The following is a 23,086-nucleotide window of genomic DNA, read 5'->3' as shown; positions in this document are numbered from 1 at the left end:
GTTTTCACCTTTGCCGCCTTCAAATGTTTCTTCACCTAAGAAACCTTCGAAGTCGATGACGACTGTGTCGCCATTTTCAGCAGCTTCGTCTTCTTTGATAACTAACTCAGCTTGAGCTTCTTGTTCGCGTTTGATGCGTGCATCAACGTCTTCTTCTGTTACTTCACGGTCTTGTTTTTCAACAGTTAGGTCTTTGTAATCACCAAGTTTTACTTCTGGTTTCACAGTCACTTCTGCTTTGATTACCCAATCTTGACCTTTTTCCATGCTGTCAACATCGATTTTTGGTTGTGATACTGGATCAATACCAGCTTCTTTTACTGCTGCTTCATAAGCCTCTGGCAATACAGCGTTCAAAGCATCTTCATACAATGCTTCTTCTCCGTACATACGGTTAAACACTTGGCGAGATACTTTTCCTTTACGGAAACCAGGTACGTTTAAGTTGCCTTTCACTTTATTAAATGCAGTCGTCAAGCCTTTTTGGATTTCAGCTTGCTCGATCGAAAATGTCAATACACCATCATTGGTGCCTGTTTTTTCCCATTTTGCAGTCATTTATTTCCCTCCGAATAACAATTATATTTTACATATGAAATAGTTTCATGCATACCTTTAAATAGTACACTAACGTTCTTTAATTGTAAACATTTTACCTAGAAACTTCTCGTTTTTTTCTTGCGTAATCCGCTCTGGAATTCAAATAGAAGCTAAAATCTTTCGTAATCGTGTTTTCTTACGCAATATTTCTTCATTGATTATTTGCGGCGAACTTCCCGAAAAAAGGTTCTGGTACTCGTCGATATAACTTTGCACCCAAGGCTCGATTTCTTCCGTGGCAGGCAGGAATGGATAGCTCACTGCAAAATGATCATTCAATTCTTCCAAGATACTTTCTGCTAAGATAGGATTTTCTTGCCCTATCTGTTCATCTAAGACTTGATGCATTTGCTTAAAAACTGGCATTTCCCTTAATGGAAATAACTCACTGGGAATAATCTGCTGTTTATTCCCCATGTAATCGATCAGTTCAAAAGGCTGTGACGTCCTCAGACAAACCAGCTCCTCAACTAATTTAGGCAACAAGAAGGGGTTATGAAGCTGAGGTAACAAATCACTCATGAGGGACAAAAACTGGTTCTTGGTAAGGCCTTGCGAAAAATGATGCCAAATAGCTCCGCTGACCGGCTGGTTGCTTTGGTCCATCCTGCTTAGTGCCTGCTTTTTGCCTAAAAAATCTTCCAGTCCCAAAATTTGTTGAACCTCTTCTACTTTATCCAACTCTCTCACGAAGTTCTCTCCTGCCGCTGGGGAGATTGCAGAAGACTTCTCGGCAAGCATAAGCCATTTTCTTGCTTGCAAGTATTGACCTGCAAGGATCAGTAAATGGCCGATTTGAATAAATCCCTGCTCCTCCTGCAAGTAATCATCCAAGAAATCATCTGCCACTTCCAAGGCTTTTGAAAAATCAGCCAATTGCTGTAAACAGTCAACGAGGCATTGGTTGATTTCAAAAGAAGATTGTTGGGTATAAATTTCTTGATAATACTGATACGCTTTTAAATAATCTTTAGCTTGATAAGCTTTTTCTGCTGCATGCCGCAGGCGGTCTTCAGGTTTTGGAAACTCGATCGTGTCTCCCATATACACGCTCCTTTATCTGCAAAGGCAGATCCCTTAATTGATTGCTGTGCTTTGATAGAAGAAGTTGACAGAGAACAGAATTCGCTAAGTTATCTCAACAAAAGAAGAAATCCAGCCTTTATCATTAACTATCCGCACTGACTTGTTTGTTGAATGCTTTGATCAAATTGATCGTCACAACGCTGGTCTCAGAGAAGAAATCGCCAGCATGCTGCTTTTCTTTTGTAAAAATCACAGGCAAATAACCTAAATAAAAGAAAAGATTGAATTGCAACACATACCGCATGCATAGTTCTCTAATCAATACCGTTTTCCAACTCAACTCTGCTTCTGTGAAGGAAACCACCCGAATGCCAAAAATCATCTTGCCGATCGTTTGCCCTTGGTTGAATTTTGTCAACAAAACAAAATAGCTTAAATAGATCGCCAATGAAAGTAGTTGATACAATCCAAACGGATGACCACTACTTGACCACCCTCCTAAGTGATAGATTGTATCCAGGGTGATACCTGTCACAGCACCGATACATAACACATCAACAAGATAAGCAAACAATCGAATCCAAAATCCGGCGAAGAAATAATCTGGAAAATCATTGACGCGTTTTCGATCCTCTGTTTCGTTTTCCTGTCCCTCATAACGTTGCCATTCCTTTTGTCGAAGCTGGATTTCTTCCTCGCTATATTCGTTTCGCTTAAATGAACCCAATACTTGTTGAAAGAAATCATCGGGATGATCCGCTTCTGCTGATTGTTGGTTTTCGGTATTCGACGATGTCAATTCTTGCTTGGTTTGTGTCTTTGACATCTCCGTTCCAGAATTCAAATTTTCTTGTGGCGCGTTTTCGGCCATTTGATTCATGTCTTGTTGGATGGGTGTCTCTGTTTCTTTTTCAGACATGCTTATTCACCTCCATAATAATAAAGAGGTTTCGGCGCATCCATTGTTCCTAGACTTTCAACAACTTGCAGAAGACGACTAGAATCAGTGGATTTCAATCCTTGAAACTCTGCCAGTTTCGAGCCCAGCCATGTCGAAGCAAATCCTGTTGAGCCCACACCATATTCAAAAATTTCCGCATCCTCTAACCCTTGGTCAGCTTCTAATGCTGCAAGGGCATCTTCTGGAAAGCCGATTTCATCAACTAAGCCATTCTCCAGCGCTTGTTGGCCATCATAAATCCGTCCGTCAGCGATTTTTCTAACCGCTTCTTCCGACATTCCTCTTCCTTCGGCAACAACAGACACAAAGCGTCCATAGGCATTGTCTACATAAGTTTGCAGAACCTTTTTATCTTCCTGAGTGGCTTCTCGTGTTGAGGAACCCATATCTTTCAAAGCCCCACTCTTATAAGTGCTATCTTCGATCCCTAATTTGTCCAATAAACCTGAATAATTTAATCCCGACATAATGACCCCTATCGATCCTGTTACGGTTTCATCGGTAGCAAAAATTTTATCCGCCCCAGCAGAAATATAATATCCGCCGCTGGCTGCAGTGTTCTTCATACTGACATAAAGAGGAATCCCGATGTCCTTGATCTTTTTCATTTCCCGAGCAATCTCTGCGCTCTCATAAACGCCGCCTCCCGGTGAATTCACCTCGAACAATATTCCTTTAATGGTCGGATCCTCTTGTGCAGCCCGTAATTCTTCAAGAAATAACTGGTGATCATAACTCTCCGTTGAAAACAATCCTCCACTTGTCGTGTTGGCAATAGTACCCTCCAGTGATAAACGTAGGATTCGATTATTGGTGTCTCCCGCCGCTAATTGGTTTTCCTCCAACTCGTTACTCCCATACAATAGCGCATTCCATCCATCCAGTGAGTTTTCTTCATTAGTTGTCGGAGTCATTAATGCGAAAACCCCTGAGCATACAAACAATCCAATAGCAATCCCAACAGCTATCCATCTTCTTTTATTCATTTTTTCACCCCTATTATCCTTGTCTGTTCCTTTACGTTTCGTCTTTTAGTAGCGGTTTTCAATCACAATCACTGTTTCAACCGGTCCATCCGCAGCAAATTTGTAGCTTTTTTCTTTCAATGCATAGCCGCCGAAATATTCTTTTGTTAATTCATCTTGTACGCGAAACTCTTGCGCTTCTTGAACGGAAATAGCCCCTGGAAGAACTTCTTGCAGGCTATCCCAGCCAGTATCCAACATGATTTTTGTTTCATCATGCACATTCTCTTGTTTCTCTAATTGTTCAACCATTTTCTTCAACTCGGAAAACGTCATACATTGGACAGTTTCTGACATCTTCATCCCTCACTTTCTTCTGTCATTGTATCGAAATTAAAAAAAAAAGGATAGTCAAAAAAGACAATTCCAATTTTACTGAATGGAGCATTAGAGAAAACTTCTGAAAGAAAACGCAATAACAAAACAACGTTTCACATCGGTTACATCTATACCAATTTATTTTTTATTCTTTTTCTCTTGACTATTAACCATATAACCATTATTATAATGCTTGTATTTCTACAAAATAAGCTAAGGAGGATAGATAGACCAATAGGAATAGCGCCTGATCTGTACAACAGATGACGAGGAAAGAGTTTATCGAAGGTTTCGGCGGGTAACTCTAGGGACTGCACTCTATAGGCAAGAACAAACCTCATCGTGAGATGAAAACAAACCTCTTGCTCCGCAGGTAGAAATACATAATGAATACTAAATTAAGTAGTGGAAAGTAGGATTTGTCATTATGTGTGGAATTGTAGGAATTGTCGGAAAATCAAATGCTGAAAGGGTCATTTTAAATGGCTTGGAACGTTTAGAATATCGTGGGTATGACTCAGCAGGTCTCTTTGTTGCTGATCGTACTTCTGCTCATTTAGTCAAAGCACAAGGTCGCATCAAAAATTTAGAAGACAAAGTGACGCCAGAAGTAACAGGAACGATTGGTATCGGACATACCCGTTGGGCAACCCACGGAAAACCGTCAGAAAAAAATGCTCATCCCCATACTTCTTCGAATCAAGAGTTAGTCTTGGTTCACAACGGAGTGATTGAGAATTTTGAAGAATTGCACCAGACTTATTTAAGTGATCATCATTTTGAAGGTCAAACGGATACAGAGATCGTTGTTCACTTGATCGAAGCATTGAAAGACCACTCCACTAAAGAAGCGTTCAAAAAAGCCCTCTCTTTGATTCGCGGCTCATACGCCTTTGCATTAGTGGACAAAAATGATCCTGAAACCATCTATGTAGCAAAAAACAAAAGCCCATTATTGATTGGACTTGGGGATGGTTTTAACGTGATTTGTAGCGATGCATTGGCGATGTTGGATCAAACCACTCGTTTTGTGGAAATTGAAGACGGTGAGATGGTAACCGTGACAGCAGCTAAGATCGAAATCGAAGATGCTGAGGGAAATAGCGTCTCTCGTGACTCTTACGAAGCGCAACTCGATTTAACGGACATCGAAAAAGGAACCTATCCTTACTATATGCTTAAAGAAATCGATGAACAACCAGCTGTGATGCGTCGCCTTGTTCAAGAATATCAAGAAGCTTCTGGCGCTGTGAAAATTGATGAGGCGTTGAAAGCCCAACTGATCGCCAGTGACCGCATTTATATTGTCGCCTGCGGAACCAGTAATCATGCTGGCTGGGCTGCAAAAGCGATTCTAGAATCTTTAACACAAATTCCTGTTGAAGTACATTTGTCTAGTGAATTCGGCTACAACATGCCTTTGCTCTCTGCAAAACCTTTCTTCATCTTCCTCTCACAAAGTGGAGAAACAGCTGACAGCCGTCAAGTGCTAGTAAAAATCAATCAACTGAATTTGCCAAGTTTGACGATTACCAATGTAGCTGGATCGACCCTTTCGCGGGAAGCCAATCATACATTGCTGCTTCATGCAGGCCCTGAAATCGCTGTGGCTTCTACCAAAGCCTACACTGCTCAAATTGCTGTCCTTTCATTGTTAGCCAAAGCGATCGGCGATGCCAAAGGCGTTTCGACTGCTCTTGATTTTGATGTTTTCCATGAATTAAGTCTTGTTGCTTCTGGAATGGAAACATTGGTAGACGAAAAAGCGCTCATTAGTCAATTGGCAGAAGATTATTTATCCGTTAGCCGGAATGCATTTTATATTGGTCGCGGCAATGATTACTATGTCTCAATGGAAGCAGCATTGAAATTAAAAGAGATTTCTTATATTCAAGCAGAAGGATTTGCCGCCGGAGAATTGAAGCATGGGACCATCGCATTGATCGAAGAAGGAACACCAGTAATCGGCATCATCACTGAAGAAGTCACTGGCTCTCACACGAGAGGAAACTTGAAAGAAGTTGAATCTCGCGGCGCCCATACTCTCGTGATCGTCAGTCAAGAACTAGCAAAAGCAACAGATCAATTGATCTTGCCTGCTGTCCATCCGTTGGTGACTAGCCTAGTTGCCGTGATTCCTACACAATTGTTGGCTTACTATGCAACATTACAACGGGGCTATGACGTGGATAAGCCACGAAACCTGGCAAAATCAGTAACTGTTGAATAAGACTTTTAAAAGTTTTTTTCGTAAGAACAAATCAAAAAAGACTAAATGCCTGTCAGTAGGTATTTGGTCTTTTTTGATCTGTTTTTTAAACGTTTTATCTGCAGCTGCGGTGGCTTCAAACGGCTGATCAATGATATCTAGCGTTAGGCAATGTTTCTAATATGACTTCCATCTTCAATAAGAAAGTCCCCCGCCTGCGAATGGACGGATAACAACAAAAGAATATTCTTTTTTCTGAAAAAGATTGTTGGAAGGCACTTAACCACTTATCGCCTCTTGGAATCACTGGGACCTAGTAACATTTTTTATGCACCAGGTACTGTTCAAAATGACTATTCCTACTAAAGTCAGTAAGATAGACCCGATTAATAGAATATGAGAAATCATAGCCCATTGATCACTAAAAAAGAATGCTAACAGGCATAAAAAACCCAAGAGTAATGCCCCTGCCCCATTTACTAAATACAAACGTTTTATATCGTAACGGGCTTTCTTCTCATCCGAAGCCAGATTATACCCTGCAATCAATTGCCAGCCATGACCACTTAGAAATAGAATCCCTGCGAAAAACAGCAACCCAACGATTAAAAATCCGCTAATATTCTCCATAATGTTCTCCTTCTTCAAACCAGTATGACATTTACAAAGTGCTACAAGTACGAATTTTCCTACATACTAAATATACCATATGTGATTCTTTCAATCCATTATATTTAAATTTTTACAATATAAAAAAACCAACGAAAGATCCTTCCGTTGGTTTCTTTTTCAGTTATTCTGCCCCGATTTCTTCTCGAACAACGGCGGCAATTTTGTCTACGTAATAATCTACTTTTTCTGTCGTTGGCGCTTCTGCCATCACTCGCAGTAAAGGTTCTGTTCCAGAAGGGCGAACCAAGATTCGGCCTTCCCCATTCATTTCTGCTTCTGTTTCTTCGACGATTTTGCGAATGGCAGGCACATCCATGGCACCATTTTTATCTGTCACACGAATATTGACTAACTTTTGCGGATAGATAGTGACCTCTCCAGCTAGCTCTGACAGTTTTTTGCCCGTTTGTTTCATGATATTCAATAATTGGATACCAGACAGCATACCATCCCCGGTTGTGTTGAAATCCAAGAAAATCATGTGTCCTGACTGTTCGCCACCAAAATTGTAATCATTTTTACGCATTTCTTCGACAACGTAACGGTCACCAACTTGAGTGATGACATCTTTTAAGCCAATGGCTTCTACTGCTTTATGAAATCCTAAATTACTCATAACCGTTGTCACAATAGTATCTTGTTTCAAACGCTTCTGTTCAGCTAAGTATTTTGCGCAAATATACATGATCTTATCGCCGTCAACGATATTCCCTAATTCATCAATGGCGATTACCCGGTCGCCGTCACCGTCAAAAGCTAATCCAACATCGGCGCCTTTTTCGACTACAAATTCAGCTAATCGTTCAGGATGAGTAGAGCCAACACCCTCATTGATATTCAGCCCGTTTGGAGAAGTTCCCATGGTATAAAAATCCGTTTCTAAATCGGCAAACAAGCGATTGACACTTGTAGCAGTCGCGCCATTGGCGGCATCAACACAGACTGTGATACCCTCTAAGTCACCTGGGATCGTTTGACGTAGAAATTGTGAATATTTCAAGAGTCCTTCTGGGAATTCATCCACTGTTCCTAAGCCTTCAGCAGAAGGTCGAGGCAATGTATCTTCTGCAGAATCCAATAAGGCTTCGATTTCTGCTTCTTGTTCATCCACCAGTTTGAATCCATCGTTACCGAAAAATTTGATCCCATTATCCTGTGCTGGATTATGTGAAGCGGAAATCATGACCCCTGCACTCGCTTTTTGGACCCGTGTCAGATAAGCGACACCTGGTGTAGAGATCACACCTAGTTGAAACACTTCGATTCCTACAGATAACAAACCAGCGATCAATGCGCTTTCTAATAACTGTCCAGAGATCCGCGTGTCGCGACCTACTAAAACCCGGGGTCTGCGATCACCAGTCTCATGTTGACTCAAGACATAGCCGCCGTAACGGCCAAGTTTAAATGCCAATTCTGGCGTAAGCTCCTTATTTGCTTCTCCACGAACACCATCTGTACCAAAATATTTTCCCATAATTATTAACCTCTCTTATTCTTTACTCTCGTCCGAACTCGTCATGATTGTTTCACTTTCTGAGTTGCGGGCTTCTTCACTAGATGACCCACTTGCTGGTTGCTCATCTGAAGGGGGATTGTCAGAGGACGCAGCGCCCTTCTGAGAATCCGTAGTCGTTGTTTGAAAAACAGGCGTTACTTGGATTGTGACAACACTTGGATCGATGGTCACACCATCTGGTACTGGTACTTCAACCGTCCGCTCAACCGTTGAGGTAATCCTTGAAATATCAATTGGTACGCCAATTTGCTCCAATGTATCCAAAATAGACTGATCACCAGAGACCGTACCGCTGATGGCACTCATCCGATAAATAAAGTGTGAGACACCATTGGGCACTGTTCCTTGTTGGCTAACAAATAACTCGATTTGTTTCGTTGGTGCGTCCAATGTCACTGCAACATTAACTGTTTCAGGATCTGGTATGATTGCCAATGGATTTTTAGCTGAATCCCAAGCTTGAATCGTTCCTTTGACCTTAGAAGATGATGTCCCGATCTCACTCGGATCGATAACAGCTACAACTCGATCAATATCTTTTAATGTTCGGTCACCAGTTGTGATTTCAACTTTTTGCGGATCTGCTTCTAAAGAAGCGATGGAATAGCCTTCTTTTAGGTTGGTACTTGATAGGACAGGCTCGACGGTAAACGTCTTCGACACTTTCTTTTCGATCGTCACAGTAATGGTTTTGGGCTCAATTTCAGCCGTCACGCCAGAACTTAGGTTTTGAACTTCTAAAGGAACCTCATGGGTGCCTTCCCCTAATTCAGAGAGATCTGCCATCACCCGAAAATTTCGTGTTTCGTCATTTTTTTCGGCATTTAATTGAACCCGGTTTCGACTTTTCAAGGTAACGTTGACTGTCGTTTCAAAGCCTTGAATAAAATAGCGATCCGAATCATAGGTGGTTTGGATTGGAATGTTGCTTAAGTTTTCTTCATAACTACTGGTAGATCCGGAAAGATCGACTTTGAGTGTTGAGCCACTTGCGATAAAAAACAGGACCAAACTAAAGAACAGCGCTAGTATACCATAAAAAATATTGCGTTGGCGCTCTTTCTTAATCATTTTCTTCCCCCTTTATTCACACCGTCAAGGAAAGATTGCAATAGATTGCGCTTGGCCGCTTTTTCTTCCGGAACCAGCTCGCGATTCAGAATTTCTAAATATTGCTCCCGTGACAATCCAGATAACAATTGGTTGTTCAATGTGATACTGACATCGCCAGTTTCTTCAGAAACAACGATCGTCAACGCATCGCTGACTTCTGAGACACCGACTGCTGCTCGATGTCGAGTTCCGAACTCCTTAGGAATCAGCAAGCTTTCTGAAAGAGGAAGATAGGCACTCGACACAGCAATTTTTCCATCCCGGATGATGACAGCCCCATCATGTAATGGTGTGTTGGGGATGAAAATATTGATCAATAATTCTCCCGTGATATCCGCATCCAATGCAATTCCCGTTTCGACATACTCTTCTAATCCAGTGGTGCGTTCAATCGTGATCAGTGCACCAATTTTACGTTTTGCCATATATTGGATCGCTTTATCCAAAGACTGGACCATTACTTCGTCTTCATGCTTTTCAGACTTGGTTGTCTTAAACAGCGAACTACGACCTAAGTGCTCCAATCCACGACGAATTTCCGGTTGGAAGATCACGATTGCTGCGATCACTCCATAGGTGATGACTTGATCCATCAGCCAAGAGAGGGTACGCAACCCTATCAGACCGGCTAAAAAGCGCAAGACAATAAACAGTCCGACCCCTTTGAACAATTGGATCGCCTTGGTGCCTCTAACCAACTGGATCAATTTGTAGACCACATACCAAACAACTAAAACATCCAACACATTAATCAAAAATGAAAGGGAAAATATATTAAATGAGAAGAACTCTCTCCAATAATCAAAATTAAAAAAATTACTAAAATTCATCGACATAAACAGCCTTCCTTTATTCTTAAGACTTCATGTAATAGTATAACATAGGACTTCTTTTATCCGATTGGAAAAAGCAAATTTATTCTATTTTTTTCAGAAAAAATCCTCATTTTTCTATGATTTACTGACAGTTGAATGACTCTGTTATTTTTTTTATAAGATTTCTCCCAAAAAAACAGCTCTGTCCTCTCATCGACAGAGCTGCTGGATCATTTTTCTTATTCTTTTCTTCTGCGCTCGGCTCTCGCTGCCCTTCTTGCTGCACGAGCTGCTTCAGCCTCTGGATCCATCTCTTTTCTCTTGGATTTCTCCTTTGGTTTCTCCCCAACCGTTTTTTCAGTCGAATCGGCTTCCAATTTTGCTCGAATCTTCTCTTCTTGACCCGCTAGACGTGCATAATTATAAAAACGGTTTTTCGCATCCATGACGGTCTTCTCAAACAGTGAGCCTGCCGCATTCGGATTCGCTGCTTCTAACGCGGAAAAACGAACTTGTGTCTTCATAAAGGTGGGCATCAATGAAAAATCAGGCTTTTTGTAGTCTAATGTCATCGCTGGTTTCCCTTTTTCAGCTGCTAATGGATTGTGACGATACAACGACCAATATCCAGAAGCGACTGCTTCTTTTGCCTCTTTGATCGACTGGCTCATGCCCCCTGCTAATCCATGGGTAATACATGGAGTGTAAGCAATGATCAGTGATGGTCCAGGGAATTTCTCTGCTTCTTCAAACGCTTTGATTGTTTGCATTTGGTTGGCTCCGGAAGCAATTTGTGCCACATAGACGTGGCCGTAAGTCATCGCCATCATCCCAAGATCTTTTTTCGACACATACTTTCCACTGGCTGCAAACTTGGCAATCGCTGAAGTCGGCGTTGCTTTGGAGACTTGTCCGCCAGTATTTGAGTAGACTTCATTATCCAAAACAAGAATGTTGACATTTGCACCAGAAGCTAGAACGTGATCGATTCCGCCAAAACCAATGTCATAGGCCCAACCGTCGCCACCAATCATCCATTGACTTGGCTTAACGAACAAGTCACTGTCATCAAGGATGGCTTGCAGGCTTGGGTGTTGACGCGCTTCTTGCTGTAATGCTGCCTGCAGTTTAGCCGCCCGTTGTTGCGTGCCTGCGCCATCTTCCATGTGGTCAATCCAATCCTTCATGATTTCTTGCAGTTCTGCCGAAACTTCACCTGCTGCTTGTTTCATTTTTTCCGCCAGCGCTTCTCTTCGTGTCTGATTCGCCAAGAACATTCCATAACCAAATTCGGCATTGTCTTCAAACAATGAATTCGACCAGGCAGGTCCTTGTCCTTGATCATTCGTCGTATACGGAGAAACTGGCGCAGCACCACCCCAAATTGACGAACAGCCGGTGGCATTGGCAATCATCATGCGGTCTCCGAACATTTGAGTCAATAGTTTGACATAAGGGGTTTCCCCGCAGCCAGCACAAGCCCCAGAAAATTCTAAAAGAGGTTTGTTGAATTGCGTGCCCATCACAGTTCCCGGTTTTGCCGGATTTTCCTTTTGACGCAACGTCATCGCAAAGGCCCAGTTCATTGCCTGCTCTTTTTGGCTTTCATAAGGGCGCATAACAAGCGCTTTGTCTTTTGCTGGACAAGCTTCCACACATAATCCGCAACCTGTACAGTCTTCGATCGACACTTGGATTCGGTATTTTTGTCCGTCTTTTCCTCGCATCTCCCGGACAATAAAGCCTTCTGGTGCCTCTGCCAGTTCGTCTTCATCCGCTAAGAAAGGTCGGATGGCCGCATGAGGGCATACGAAGGCACATTCATTACACATCGTACAACGATCAGATAACCATTCCGGTACTTCTAAGGCAATTCCACGCTTTTCAACGGCCGTTGTCCCTAGTGGCATGGCTCCTTCCGTCATCTGATTTTGAACCAGTGTGCCGACAGATAACGCATTGCCCTCTTGCCGATTGATTGGTTCAACAATTTCTCGCACATAGCGGGAAGTGGCGGTTGATTTTCGCTCAGGTACATCGATCACTGCCCATTCAGCAGGCACTTGGATCTCACAAAGCAATTCAATGGTCCGATCAATCGCTAGATAATTTTTTTCAACGATTGCCATGGATTTATGGCCATAATTTTTCATTACCTCGTCTTTTAGAATCGGCAATACATTCTCAAAAGGCATAATATCAGACAAATAGAAAAAGGCGGTTTCCATCGCTGTATTGATCCGTCGGCCAAGACCGGTTTCCATCGCTAACTGCATCGCATTAATCGTATAAAAACGAATCTCGTTTTCTGCGATGTAGCGTTTTAAGTGTTTAGGAAGGTTGTTTTCTATCTGCTGTTGATTCCAAGTAGTATTCAGTAAGAAGGTACCGCCCTTCTTCAACCCTTTCAGCAAATCATAGGTATGCAGATAGGCTGGGGTATGGCAAGCCACAAAATCCGCATGTTCGATCAAATACGTGGAGCGAATCGGTGTATCTCCGAAACGCAGATGAGAAACTGTCAATCCGCCAGATTTTTTGGAATCATAGTAGAAGTAACCTTGGACATACTTATCCGTGTGGTCACCAATGATTTTGATCGCTGACTTATTGGCACCAACTGTCCCATCGGAGCCAAACCCCCAGAATTTTGCCTGAAAGGTCTTTGGATTGGTTAAATCTAACGTAGCCTCACTTGTTAAAGAAAGGTGTGTCACATCATCTGTGATCCCAATCGTAAAGCGTCTTTTTTGTTCATCTTTTGGTTTAAGCAATTCATCAAATACCGCAACGATTTGATCAGGAGTAACATCTTTCGATCCCAATCCATAACGGCCTCCAATGATTGACGGACGTATAGAGGCATCGTACATGGCACTTTGCACATCCAACAGCAAGGATTCACCATTGGCGCCTGGTTCTTTGCTGCGGTCTAAAACGGCAATGGCTTGAACCGTTGAGGGAAGTTTTTCCAAAAAGACTGCTAATGGAAAAGGACGATACAAATGAATCGTTAACCCGCCGACCTTTCTTCCTTGTTTAACTAGATGATCAACGGTTTGTTGCACCGTTTGTGCAGAAGAACCCATGGTAACGATTACTTCCTCTGCGTCCTCACAACCATAATAGTCTACTAAATCGTAGTGAGTCCCTCGCAAATCGTTGATTGCCTTCATATACTTTCGAACCGTTTCTGGCAATGCATCATAATGCGCATTGACTGTTTCCCGCTGTTGGAAATGAATATCGGGATTTTGATTGGTGCCGCTGATTGTGGGATGATTCGGATTCATTGCTTTTTCGCGAAAAGCAGCCAACTCCTCTTGGTCTACCAATTGGGCCAGCTCATCGTATTCAAGGACATCAATTTTCTGAATCTCATGACTGGTACGAAAGCCATCAAAGAAATTGAGAAAAGGAATCCCAGTCTCAATTGCAGCTAAGTGAGCCACCGGCGCAAGATCCATGACTTCTTGCACACTGCTTTCAGCCAACATGGCAAATCCTGTTTGACGAGTGGCCATCACATCTGTGTGGTCGCCAAAAATATTTAACGCATTGGTAGTGACTGCACGGCTGGCAACATGAAATACACCCGGCAATCGTTCTCCTGCAATTTTGTACATATTCGGAATCATCAACAACAATCCTTGTGAAGCCGTATAAGTTGTTGTTAACGCACCGGTTTTCAACGAGCCGTGAACCACACCGGCTGCTCCGGCTTCTGATTGCATCTCAACCACCTTCACCGGCTGTCCAAAGATATTTTTTTTACCGCTAGCAGACCATTGATCTACCAATTCCGCCATGGTTGAGCTGGGGGTGATTGGATAGATTGCGGCTAATTCTGTAAAAGCATAAGAAATATAAGCGGCTGCTGTATTTCCGTCCATCGTTTTTTTCTTGCGCATCGATTAAACTTCCTTTATCTTCCATTTTGAACAATTTCACACAATCTATTATAGCGGAAAGATGGCTGGGAATAAATACTTCAAATGAAAATCCCCATGATTTAGTGAAAAAATAAACGATAACTTTTTTTACTTTTTGATGATATTTCACAAATTTTGCCGAATCGTTTCTTCTTTTCCTTCTAGTTAAAATTCTGTTAAACTATAAAAAAGGAGGGAAAAACATGGATATTTCAATTATCAAAGCTGAAAAAACAAATACCACAACTGGGATCAAGATTGGTGCGGATACCGCCCAGCCAATCATTGAGTTCTTAAATCTGCGTTGTCCTTATTGCCGGATGTGGTTTGAAGATTCTCTGCCAATTTTATCCGAAGCCGTTGCGTCCGGAAAAATTCAACGAGTGATCAAACTGCTCGATAAAGAGAAAGAGTCTCTGCAACGAGGTAATGTAATGCACCGTTTTGTTTCAAGGTCTGATCCCGAACAAACAATCGCTGACATAACCAAGATTTTTCAAACACAGGACCAATGGGGCCATTTAAGTCTAGACGAGGTTGCTGATTTTGCACAAAACCAGTTAGGGTTAACTGATTCCCATTCTACCGCTGATGAAATCGTAAACGAAGCTCGCCAAGCGAACATTCAATTTGTACCCACAGTCATCTTTGGAGACCGCATTTTTGATGAATCCATCTCTAGAGATGAGTTGTCACAACTGATCAATAAATAAAAAAAAACTGTGCCCTCCGAAAAAAGAGAACCGCAGCAGAGAACAATCGAATCACCAAGATGATTTGACTAAGCCAGTGCAAAATCATTGCATTGGCTTCGATTCTCTGATGCAGTGTCTTAATAGACGGAGGGCACCGTTTTAGTTAACTGACTTTTTCACGTAAACGATCCGCAAACTCATTGATTTTGCGGATACGATGGTTGATTCCTGACTTGGAGATTGCTCCAGAAGGGATCATCTCCCCTAATTCCTTCAAACTGACTTCTGGGTGTTCCAAACGGAGTTCCGCAATTTCCTGTAATTTTTCCGGTAAGGCTCCCAGCCCTACTCGTTGCTGAATGAATTCAATATTATCGATTTGCTTGGAAGCTGCATCGATGGTCTTATTCATATTGGCCGTCTCACAGTTTACTAAACGATTGACTGAGTTACGCATATCTCGAACGATCCGCACATCTTCAAACTTCAACATCGAATTAGTGGCACCAATCAATGTGAGAAAATCGGCAATTTTTTCTGCTCCTTTTAAATAAGAAATAAACCCATTTCTTCGTTCTAAAGAGCGGGCATTCAGACCGTAATAATTCAACATATCGCAAATATCTTGATTGTGCTCTTCATAGATTGAATAAATTTCCAAATGATAACGGCTGGTTTCCGGATTATTGACGGATCCGGACGCCATAAACGCCCCCCGTAAATAGGAGCGCATTTTTTGAGCATTCCCCATGATTTCATCCGACACGTGACTGTGAAACATCAGACCATCCATAATATCCAAATCCAATAACACTCGTTTCGTGTCTTGTTTTAACCGAACAATATAGACATTGTTCTTTTTCAACTTCATCTTTCTGCGAACCAGTAGTTCACTCCGGACATTGTAATGATCCTTTAAAAGCGAATAGATTCGGCGGGCAATTGCCGCATTCTCCGTTTGAACATTGAGAACAAACTGTTGGTTGTTGATACTCAAGGAGCCGTTCATGCGAATCAAAGCGGCTAATTCAGCTTTTGCATGCTCGCGATGCACTTCTAACGTTGTGAGCTCCTTTTTGACCTCTGCTGCAAAAGACATGACAAGACCTCCTTCTAGATTTTGGCACCGTAGACGATCCGCAGTAATTCATCGATCACTTTGTCTCCATCATGAAAGACACCGCCATCACGTAATTCTAAGAAATCCGCTGAAACCACGCGGCAGCTCTCATCTCGTAGACCTTGGAAATCATGCTTGACTTGAACTAAATATTCATCGTAAATTTCCGGATCCATATAGCCTTCCGGTACTCTCTCTGTATTGACTAATACGGTATCGATAAAGGTTTTTCCTAAATGTTTATGCAACACGCGAACATGATCTGCATCCGTAAAGTGTTCCGTTTCACCTTTTTGTGTCATGATATTGCAAATATAGACAGTCTCCGCTGCTGTTTCCAATAACGCTTGACCGATCTCACTGATCATCAAATTGGGCAAGATGCTGGTAAACAAGCTGCCTGGTCCCAACACGATCATATCAGCTTCCAATATCGATGTGACCACTTTACGCGCTGCTTTAGGTTCATTTTCGTCCTCTTGATTGCGGACAAATACATGATCGATGGTTTTACGGTCTACGGCGATTTTGGATTCCCCCACCGCTTCAGTCCCGTCTTTAAATACGGCATGTAAAATCAATGGCTGATCAGAAGACGGATAGACATGCCCATCGATATGCATGATTTTTGAAAGAATTTGGATTGCTTCATACGTACTGCCGCGCATTTCTGAAATTGCTGCAATGATCAAATTCCCTAAGGCATGGTTTGCCAAAAATTTGTCTTCTTTTTTAAAACGATATTGAAAAATATCATTGTACAGCTGAGGCATATCCGATAAGGCAGCCAAAACGTTTCGCAAATCCCCCGGCGGTGAGATGGAGGAAACGAGATTACGGATTTCACCACTACTGCCGCCATCATCAGCCACCGTCACGATTGCTGTGATATCGACACCTTGGTTCCGTAAGCTCTTTAAAATGACGGGCAAACCAGTGCCTCCACCAATGACAACGATTTTCGGCTTACGAATCCGATAGGTTTTCATTTTCATGAGCGATTCACCGTCTCTTTGCGTTTGTCCTTGTCGCGATGGGTCACATTGACTTTATAGTTTTTTGCTAAAGCTTTACTGATTCGTTCAGATAAAGCAACCGAGCGATGTTGCCCCCCCGTACAGCCGATAGCAACCGTCAAACTGCTTTTTCCTTCTTTGATGTAGCCAGGCATGATTGTCTCTAGCAGTGTTTCAAATTGCTGATAAAATGTCTCTGTTTCTGGAAAAGACATGACATAGTCATAGACAGCTTGCTCTTTTCCGGTTAACGGACGCAATTCAGGGATGTAATGTGGGTTAGGTAAAAATCGCACATCCATCACGATGTCTGCATCGATAGGTAATCCGTACTTGAAGCCAAAGGAAACGACTTCCACTCGAAAGCCATGTTCATGGGAAGAACGAAACTCCTGATTGATTTTTTCCCGCAATTGTCGTGGGGTTAACTTCGTGGTATCGATCACGATATTGGCTTTTGTCTTTAAATCCTCCAGTATCGCTCGTTCTTTGCGAATTCCTTCTGTTACCAAACCATCCATCGCAAGAGGATGGGCTCTTCTTGTCTCTTTGTAACGAGAGACCAATTCGTTGTCGGTGGCGTCTAAAAACAAAATTCGAGTATCGATAAACTGGGTATTTTCGATGTCGATCAGCATACTTTGAATTTCCTCGAAAAATGACCGAGAACGCAAATCAACGACTAAGGCAATTTTTGTTACTTTTCCTGATTCTTTAATCAATTCCCAAAACTTAGGAATCAAACTTGGGGGCATATTATCAATACAAAAATAGCCCATATCCTCAAAACTCTGAATGGCAACGGTTTTCCCCGCTCCACTCATACCAGTAATGATGACTAACTCTAAATTATCTACTTCTGTCATGGTAAAACTCCTTCCTCACTCATCCATAGTATATCATGCCGGGCGTATCATTAAAACACTACCGCATAAAAAAAGCACCAACATGAGAGTTGACTCCCATGTCAATGCCTCGCTCAATTTCGATAAGATAATGCTTTTTCAATTGTTCGATCCACTAAGATCGATTGCGCGTCTACCACTGGATAAGGATTGTTCTCCGTGAATTCTTCCATCAATGATAGCTCGGTACATCCAAGAAGCGCTTTTTCACAACCGATTTTATGCGTTACTTCTTCTAAAATCTCAAAATAAAGTTCTTGATCTAGTGTTGCAGATTCTTTGATGCGGTCATAAATCAATGTAGTGACTTTTTTTTGTAATTCCGGCTCAGGCAAATAGACATCTAAACCATGTGCCCGTAACTCAGCTTCATAAATCCCAGCCTTGATACTACCTTCTGTTCCTAAAAAGGCCACTTTTCCGGTAACCCCTTCTTTTTGCATCGATTTTGCAGCTTCCCGCGGCATATGTAGTAATGGAATCGGTGTTGCTTCTTGTAACCGATCAAAGAAATAATGGGCGGTATTGCAAGTCAATACAATAAAGTTTGGCTGTAAGAGATTCTGTTTCGCGATATCATCAAGTAAATAAGGAACGGGATCCTCTAAATCATTGTTCAATATATAGGCCGTGCGATCCGGCACTGTCGCATGATTGAATAACACATAGTTCAAATAATCTTGGTCTTTATGGGCAACCGTCCGATGGTTCAAGATTCGCACAAAACTTTCTGTCGCCATCGTTCCCATGCCGCCTAAAATACTAAAGAAGTTTTCCATAGACTAGCCTTCTTTCGAATGGAAATGCAATTTAAATCGTTTGTTGTAAAGGTAAAACATTCTTTTTAGTAAGATCCAACGTTTGATCGAAAGATCTTTATCATAAAAAACGGTAGTGCCCCAGCGGTTTTCTGCTAGCAGCTTTTTCGCCCGTTCTTTTTCTTCATTTTCATTGGCATAATCCAAGAAAATATTTTTCGGTACACCTAGCCATAGCTTCGCTGTAGGTGCATCGGCTTTTCCATAGATGGTCTCTTTGAAAGGTGTATTGAATACCAAATCTTCTGTCAAAAATTTAGCAAGATTCAATCCGCTCAATGTGACGAAGAAACTGCTTCTTCCTTGGCGCAGGTTGATCTCAAATAGTTTGTATTGACCATCTCGACTGTCATATTTCAAGTCGAAATTGGCAAAGCCTACGTATTCAATCTGTTTTAAAAATGCCGCAATCATTTGATAGATCTGTTGGTTTTCATCTGGCAAAATAACTACATAATTTCCCACAGCACCAGGGGTTGGGTCTTCTAATAGCGGATGACCCAATGCCATCACCCGGACATTATGGTTTTTATCGACATAGGCGTTCAACACACGCATATTGCTGTCGTCACCTGGGATAAAATCTTGTACGATCATCTCATAATGATAGCCGGTCTGATAGATTCGTTCGACAATCGTATCAAACTCGGCACGATCTTCAATAATAAAGGCTTTTTTGCGTCCTTCAAAATCGACGGATAACCAAGCAACACTGTTGGCAGGTTTCAACGCCACCGGAAACGCAAATGGCAATTCTTGTGTAAAGCGACCATTTTCTAACAGATCAGGTGTCAAAATAAAGGTCTTAGGATACGGTAAGCCAAACTCTTCACACACTTCATAGAAACTCACTTTGTTGATCAATCGCTTCAACAGAGAATAATCATTTGCGATGAATGTGTAATAAGATGCTAATTCTGCTTTATGTTTAGCGAGCAATTCCGCATAACCGTCCCCGCAAGGAATCAACAAATAAGTCATATCAGGATCGTTATAAGTGGTTTTTGCCAAATCAATCAAGGTACTTAAAAAACCAGGATCGTGATCAAATCCTGCCACTTCATTGACTTTGACGATTTTGCTATAGCGGGTCGGGGCAAGCTGTGTCCCTGCATAAGCAATTGATTGGATGCCGTATGCTTCGTGAAAGGCTCTTGCCATACCATAGACATTCATATCACTTCCCAACAAAATAGGAAGGAATTTTTCTGAATTCATAAAACCACTCTCTCTTTTGCATAGATAAATTTAATTGTTAAACTGATTTGCTTTGTTACAACAGACCTATAATACCATAAAGAAAAAAGCAATCAAAGTATGTACCTCTGATTGCTTTTTTTCTTCTTTGAACGGATAGAACTTATAGGTCGTTTATTCTGGTACGAATAGACATTTACCTATTGCTATTTTAACAAATAAACGCTGTATTACAAGAGTTATTTGAGAATTTGCAGAATTATTACAGCAAATATTAAGTTTTACTAAATTCCCCGACAAATCCGTCTTTATGGGCCCTTGATCACAGAACTTTTTTGAGATATTTTCCAGTGTAGCTTTCAGGAACGGCCGCAATCTCCTCAGGTGTACCAGTTGCCAGAATTGTTCCGCCGCCTTCTCCACCTTCAGGACCTAAATCGATCACATGATCTGCTGATTTGATGACATCAAGATTATGCTCGATCACCAGAACCGTATTGCCTGCATCCACAAAACGCTCCAAGACTTTTAATAGCCGGGCAATGTCATCTGTGTGCAAACCTGTGGTAGGTTCATCTAAAATATAGAAGCTTTTTCCATGAGAATTTTTATGGAGTTCACTGGCAAGTTTCATCCGTTGGGCTTCCCCACCAGACAAAGTCGTTGCCGGTTGACCCATGGTGACATACCCCAAACCAACATCCACAATGGTTTGTAATTTTCGATGGATCTTAGGAATATGCTTGAAGAATTCCACCGCATCTTCGACAGTCATATCAAGGATTTCCGCGATATTCTTGCCTTTGTAATGTACTTCTAGAGTTTCTGAATTGTAGCGTTTGCCGTGGCAAACTTCGCAAGGAACATAGACATCAGGCAAGAAATGCATCTCGATTTTAATGATTCCGTCCCCTTTACATGCCTCACAGCGTCCCCCACGAACATTGAAGCTGAAGCGTCCTTTTTTGTATCCCCGCACTTTTGCTTCATTGGTTTTTGCAAACAGGTCGCGAATGTCATCAAAAACACTGGTATATGTCGCAGGATTACTTCGAGGAGTCCGTCCGATAGGACTTTGATCGATATCGATCAATTTTTCAATTGCTTCATAGCCAGTAAGGTTCTTATATTTTCCTGGCTTGTTAGAGTTGCGGTTGATTTTTTGTGCTAAAGCTTTTTTGAGTATTTCATTGACTAATGTCGATTTTCCAGAACCAGATACCCCCGTGACAGCAATGAACTTTCCAAGCGGAAAATCAACGTTGACATTTTTCAAATTATTCTCAGCCGCACCAGTCAAGCGAATGGATTGCCCATTCCCTGTCCGACGTTCTGACGGTGTTGGAATCTCTCGTTTTCCAGAAAGGTATTGTCCGGTTAGCGAATCTTCATTAGCAGCTACTTCCGCAGGTGTCCCTGCTGCAACGATCTCCCCGCCAGCATGGCCCGCTCCTGGACCGACATCAATCAAATAGTCGGCCGCCCGCATGGTGTCTTCATCATGTTCGACCACAATCAATGTATTGCCAAGATCTCTCATTTTTCGTAAGGAATCCAGCAAGCGATCGTTGTCTCTTTGATGAAGTCCGATGGAGGGTTCATCTAAAATGTATAGCACACCAGAAAGATTGGAACCGATCTGGGTGGCTAAACGGATTCGTTGTGCTTCCCCTCCAGAAAGAGTTCCTGAAGCCCGGCTAAGTGTCAGATAATCCAAGCCCACATTACGCAAAAAGCTTAGTCGGTCATCGACTTCTTTGACGATTGGCTTGGCGATCATTGTTTCTTGTTCGGAGAGAGTTAGTTTTTCGACAAATGATAACGCATGATTGATGGCCATCTCACTAAGTTCGCCGATATGCTTGCCGTTGACTTTGACGGATAATGCTTGTGGGTTTAGCCGGTAGCCGTGACAGGTTTTACAAGTCAATTCTGTCATGTAGAGACGCATTTGCTCACGGGTAAAATCACTGTTGGTTTCATGGTAGCGACGTTTGATATTAGGAAGAATTCCTTCAAAAGGCACTTCAACATCCCGTACACCGCCAAAATCATTTTCATAATGAAAATGGAACATTTCGCCATTAGAACCATTCAAAATAATGGCTTGATGTTCTTCTGGCAATTCTTCAAACGGCGTATCCATATCAATATTGAACTCCAAGCAAGCTTGTTCCAGCATTTGTGGATAATATTGCGAACTGATGGGATTCCAAGGAACGATGGCTCCTTCCCGCAACGTTTTGCTAGTATCAGGAATTACTAGATCTGTATCAACTTCCAGTTTTACCCCTAATCCGTCACAATCCGGACAAGCCCCAAAAGGTGCATTGAAAGAAAATAGACGGGGTTCTAACTCGCCTACTGTAAAGCCGCAATAAGGACAAGAATAATGTTCACTAAACAACATTTCTTCTTGACCGATCACATCTACTACCGCGTAGCCATCAGCCAAACGCAATGCAGCTTCAAAAGAATCGAACAATCGTGAACGAATCCCCTCTTTCACAACGATTCGGTCAATCACGATGGCGATATCGTGTTTCTTATTTTTTTCTAGCTCAGGGGCTTCCGAAACATCATAGATTTCGCCATCTACGCGAATCCTTACATACCCTTCCCGTTGGATCATTTCAAAAACTTTTTTGTGCTGGCCTTTCTTTTGGTAAACGATCGGTGCCAACAATTGAATTTTGGTCCGATCTGGCAATGCCAACACTTCGTCCACCATTTGTTCTACAGATTGGCTAGTGATCTCAATATGATCATTTGGACAGATGGGGTGTCCAATACGAGCGTACAACAAACGCAAATAGTCATTGATTTCGGTCACCGTCCCCACAGTTGATCGAGGATTCTTACTCGTTGTTTTCTGATCAATGGAAATCGCTGGACTTAATCCATCGATACTATCCACATCTGGCTTGTCCATCTGACCTAAAAATTGTCGCGCGTAGGCTGACAAGCTTTCCACATACCGTCGCTGTCCTTCTGCATAAAGGGTATCAAACGCCAAGGAGCTCTTTCCTGATCCGGATAAACCGGTCACAACAACCAGTTTATCTCTCGGAATCGTCACGTCAATATTCTTTAAATTATGTGCGCGAGCGCCATGGATTACGATTTTATCATTTGCCATTCTTTT

At 42.1% G+C, this 23,086-nt stretch carries 18 protein-coding genes; 2 read left to right on the top strand and 16 right to left on the bottom strand.

Going from position 1 to position 23,086, the window contains the following annotated elements; translation table 11 throughout:
• The 5 genes from tig to Q0A12_RS05315 all read right to left on the bottom strand — a co-directional run.
• The coding region (tig, locus tag Q0A12_RS05335; RefSeq protein ID WP_291291631.1) for a trigger factor at positions 1-558 on the bottom strand (558 nt) is incomplete at its 3' end.
• 141 nt (positions 559-699) lie between these two features.
• A complete protein-coding gene (locus tag Q0A12_RS05330) occupies positions 700-1,644 on the bottom strand; it encodes a hypothetical protein (RefSeq protein WP_291291630.1) in 945 nt (314 codons plus the stop codon).
• A 124-nt stretch (positions 1,645-1,768) separates the two neighbouring features.
• Positions 1,769-2,452 (bottom strand): RDD family protein, encoded by a 684-nt coding sequence (locus tag Q0A12_RS05325; protein WP_291291633.1) that lies wholly within the window; start codon positions 2,450-2,452, stop codon positions 1,769-1,771.
• Positions 2,453-2,547: 95 nt separating this feature from the next.
• Positions 2,548-3,573 (bottom strand): signal peptide peptidase SppA, encoded by a 1,026-nt coding sequence (gene sppA / locus Q0A12_RS05320; protein WP_291291629.1) that lies wholly within the window; start codon positions 3,571-3,573, stop codon positions 2,548-2,550.
• Positions 3,574-3,618: 45 nt separating this feature from the next.
• Positions 3,619-3,909, bottom strand: a complete 291-nt coding sequence (locus Q0A12_RS05315) for a hypothetical protein (RefSeq protein ID WP_291291628.1) — start codon at positions 3,907-3,909, stop codon at positions 3,619-3,621.
• Between the two features lie 448 nt (positions 3,910-4,357).
• Between Q0A12_RS05315 and glmS the strand changes: the two genes are divergently transcribed.
• Positions 4,358-6,160, top strand: a complete 1,803-nt coding sequence (gene glmS / locus Q0A12_RS05310; RefSeq protein ID WP_291291627.1) for a glutamine--fructose-6-phosphate transaminase (isomerizing) — start codon at positions 4,358-4,360, stop codon at positions 6,158-6,160.
• Between the two features lie 282 nt (positions 6,161-6,442).
• On the opposite strand, the gene Q0A12_RS05305 is transcribed toward glmS, so the two are convergent.
• From Q0A12_RS05305 to nifJ, 5 genes are all read right to left on the bottom strand, one after another.
• Complete coding sequence (locus Q0A12_RS05305) at positions 6,443-6,769, bottom strand: DUF3784 domain-containing protein (RefSeq protein ID WP_291291626.1); 327 nt, start codon at positions 6,767-6,769, stop codon at positions 6,443-6,445.
• Positions 6,770-6,932: 163 nt separating this feature from the next.
• Positions 6,933-8,288, bottom strand: a complete 1,356-nt coding sequence (gene glmM, locus Q0A12_RS05300; protein WP_291291625.1) for a phosphoglucosamine mutase — start codon at positions 8,286-8,288, stop codon at positions 6,933-6,935.
• 15 nt (positions 8,289-8,303) lie between these two features.
• Positions 8,304-9,401: a CdaR family protein gene (locus tag Q0A12_RS05295; protein WP_291291624.1), complete on the bottom strand. Its 1,098-nt coding sequence runs from the start codon at positions 9,399-9,401 to the stop codon at positions 8,304-8,306.
• Entirely contained in the window at positions 9,398-10,279 is an 882-nt protein-coding gene (cdaA, locus tag Q0A12_RS05290) for a diadenylate cyclase CdaA (RefSeq protein WP_291291623.1), read from the bottom strand. Before cdaA ends, Q0A12_RS05295 begins: the two co-directional genes overlap by 4 nt.
• A 218-nt stretch (positions 10,280-10,497) precedes the next feature.
• Positions 10,498-14,169: a pyruvate:ferredoxin (flavodoxin) oxidoreductase gene (gene nifJ / locus Q0A12_RS05285; protein WP_291291622.1), complete on the bottom strand. Its 3,672-nt coding sequence runs from the start codon at positions 14,167-14,169 to the stop codon at positions 10,498-10,500.
• A 224-nt stretch (positions 14,170-14,393) separates the two neighbouring features.
• Between nifJ and Q0A12_RS05280 the strand changes: the two genes are divergently transcribed.
• Entirely contained in the window at positions 14,394-14,903 is a 510-nt protein-coding gene (locus Q0A12_RS05280; RefSeq protein ID WP_291291621.1) for a DsbA family protein, read from the top strand.
• Positions 14,904-15,048: 145 nt separating this feature from the next.
• On the opposite strand, the gene whiA is transcribed toward Q0A12_RS05280, so the two are convergent.
• From whiA to uvrA, 6 genes are all read right to left on the bottom strand, one after another.
• On the bottom strand, positions 15,049-15,984 hold the full coding sequence (gene whiA / locus Q0A12_RS05275) for a DNA-binding protein WhiA (RefSeq protein WP_291291620.1): 936 nt from the start codon (positions 15,982-15,984) through the stop codon (positions 15,049-15,051).
• Positions 15,985-15,998: 14 nt separating this feature from the next.
• Positions 15,999-17,000: a YvcK family protein gene (locus Q0A12_RS05270; protein WP_291291619.1), complete on the bottom strand. Its 1,002-nt coding sequence runs from the start codon at positions 16,998-17,000 to the stop codon at positions 15,999-16,001.
• Positions 16,997-17,887 (bottom strand): RNase adapter RapZ, encoded by an 891-nt coding sequence (gene rapZ / locus Q0A12_RS05265; protein WP_291291618.1) that lies wholly within the window; start codon positions 17,885-17,887, stop codon positions 16,997-16,999. Before rapZ ends, Q0A12_RS05270 begins: the two co-directional genes overlap by 4 nt.
• Positions 17,888-18,000: 113 nt before the next feature.
• A complete protein-coding gene (locus Q0A12_RS05260) occupies positions 18,001-18,705 on the bottom strand; it encodes an amino acid racemase (RefSeq protein WP_291291617.1) in 705 nt (234 codons plus the stop codon).
• Between the two features lie 3 nt (positions 18,706-18,708).
• Positions 18,709-19,962, bottom strand: coding sequence for a carboxylate--amine ligase (locus tag Q0A12_RS05255; RefSeq protein ID WP_291291616.1), 1,254 nt, complete (start codon positions 19,960-19,962; stop codon positions 18,709-18,711).
• A gap of 301 nt (positions 19,963-20,263) precedes the next feature.
• Entirely contained in the window at positions 20,264-23,080 is a 2,817-nt protein-coding gene (uvrA, locus tag Q0A12_RS05250) for an excinuclease ABC subunit UvrA (RefSeq protein ID WP_291291615.1), read from the bottom strand.
• Positions 23,081-23,086 lie beyond the last annotated feature (6 nt).

The sequence above is a fragment of the Enterococcus sp. genome, from assembly GCF_022711995.1.
GTDB lineage: Bacteria > Bacillota > Bacilli > Lactobacillales > Enterococcaceae > Enterococcus_D.
Note: the sequence above shows the minus strand (reverse complement) of the source record. Positions and strands in the feature narration are given on the sequence as shown.

Coding starts and splice junctions, on each gene's coding strand:
- sppA (WP_291291629.1), bottom strand. CDS start 3,573: ATGAATAAAAGAAGATGGATAGCTGTTGGGATTGCTATTGGATTGTTT.
- Q0A12_RS05305 (WP_291291626.1), bottom strand. CDS start 6,769: ATGGAGAATATTAGCGGATTTTTAATCGTTGGGTTGCTGTTTTTCGCA.
- glmS (WP_291291627.1), top strand. CDS start 4,358: ATGTGTGGAATTGTAGGAATTGTCGGAAAATCAAATGCTGAAAGGGTC.
- rapZ (WP_291291618.1), bottom strand. CDS start 17,887: ATGACAGAAGTAGATAATTTAGAGTTAGTCATCATTACTGGTATGAGT.
- Q0A12_RS05325 (WP_291291633.1), bottom strand. CDS start 2,452: ATGTCAAAGACACAAACCAAGCAAGAATTGACATCGTCGAATACCGAA.
- cdaA (WP_291291623.1), bottom strand. CDS start 10,279: ATGTCGATGAATTTTAGTAATTTTTTTAATTTTGATTATTGGAGAGAG.
- uvrA (WP_291291615.1), bottom strand. CDS start 23,080: ATGGCAAATGATAAAATCGTAATCCATGGCGCTCGCGCACATAATTTA.
- Q0A12_RS05280 (WP_291291621.1), top strand. CDS start 14,394: ATGGATATTTCAATTATCAAAGCTGAAAAAACAAATACCACAACTGGG.
- whiA (WP_291291620.1), bottom strand. CDS start 15,984: ATGTCTTTTGCAGCAGAGGTCAAAAAGGAGCTCACAACGTTAGAAGTG.
- Q0A12_RS05270 (WP_291291619.1), bottom strand. CDS start 17,000: ATGAAAATGAAAACCTATCGGATTCGTAAGCCGAAAATCGTTGTCATT.
- nifJ (WP_291291622.1), bottom strand. CDS start 14,169: ATGCGCAAGAAAAAAACGATGGACGGAAATACAGCAGCCGCTTATATT.
- Q0A12_RS05260 (WP_291291617.1), bottom strand. CDS start 18,705: ATGGAAAACTTCTTTAGTATTTTAGGCGGCATGGGAACGATGGCGACA.
- Q0A12_RS05315 (WP_291291628.1), bottom strand. CDS start 3,909: ATGTCAGAAACTGTCCAATGTATGACGTTTTCCGAGTTGAAGAAAATG.
- Q0A12_RS05295 (WP_291291624.1), bottom strand. CDS start 9,401: ATGATTAAGAAAGAGCGCCAACGCAATATTTTTTATGGTATACTAGCG.
- Q0A12_RS05330 (WP_291291630.1), bottom strand. CDS start 1,644: ATGGGAGACACGATCGAGTTTCCAAAACCTGAAGACCGCCTGCGGCAT.
- glmM (WP_291291625.1), bottom strand. CDS start 8,288: ATGGGAAAATATTTTGGTACAGATGGTGTTCGTGGAGAAGCAAATAAG.
- Q0A12_RS05255 (WP_291291616.1), bottom strand. CDS start 19,962: ATGAATTCAGAAAAATTCCTTCCTATTTTGTTGGGAAGTGATATGAAT.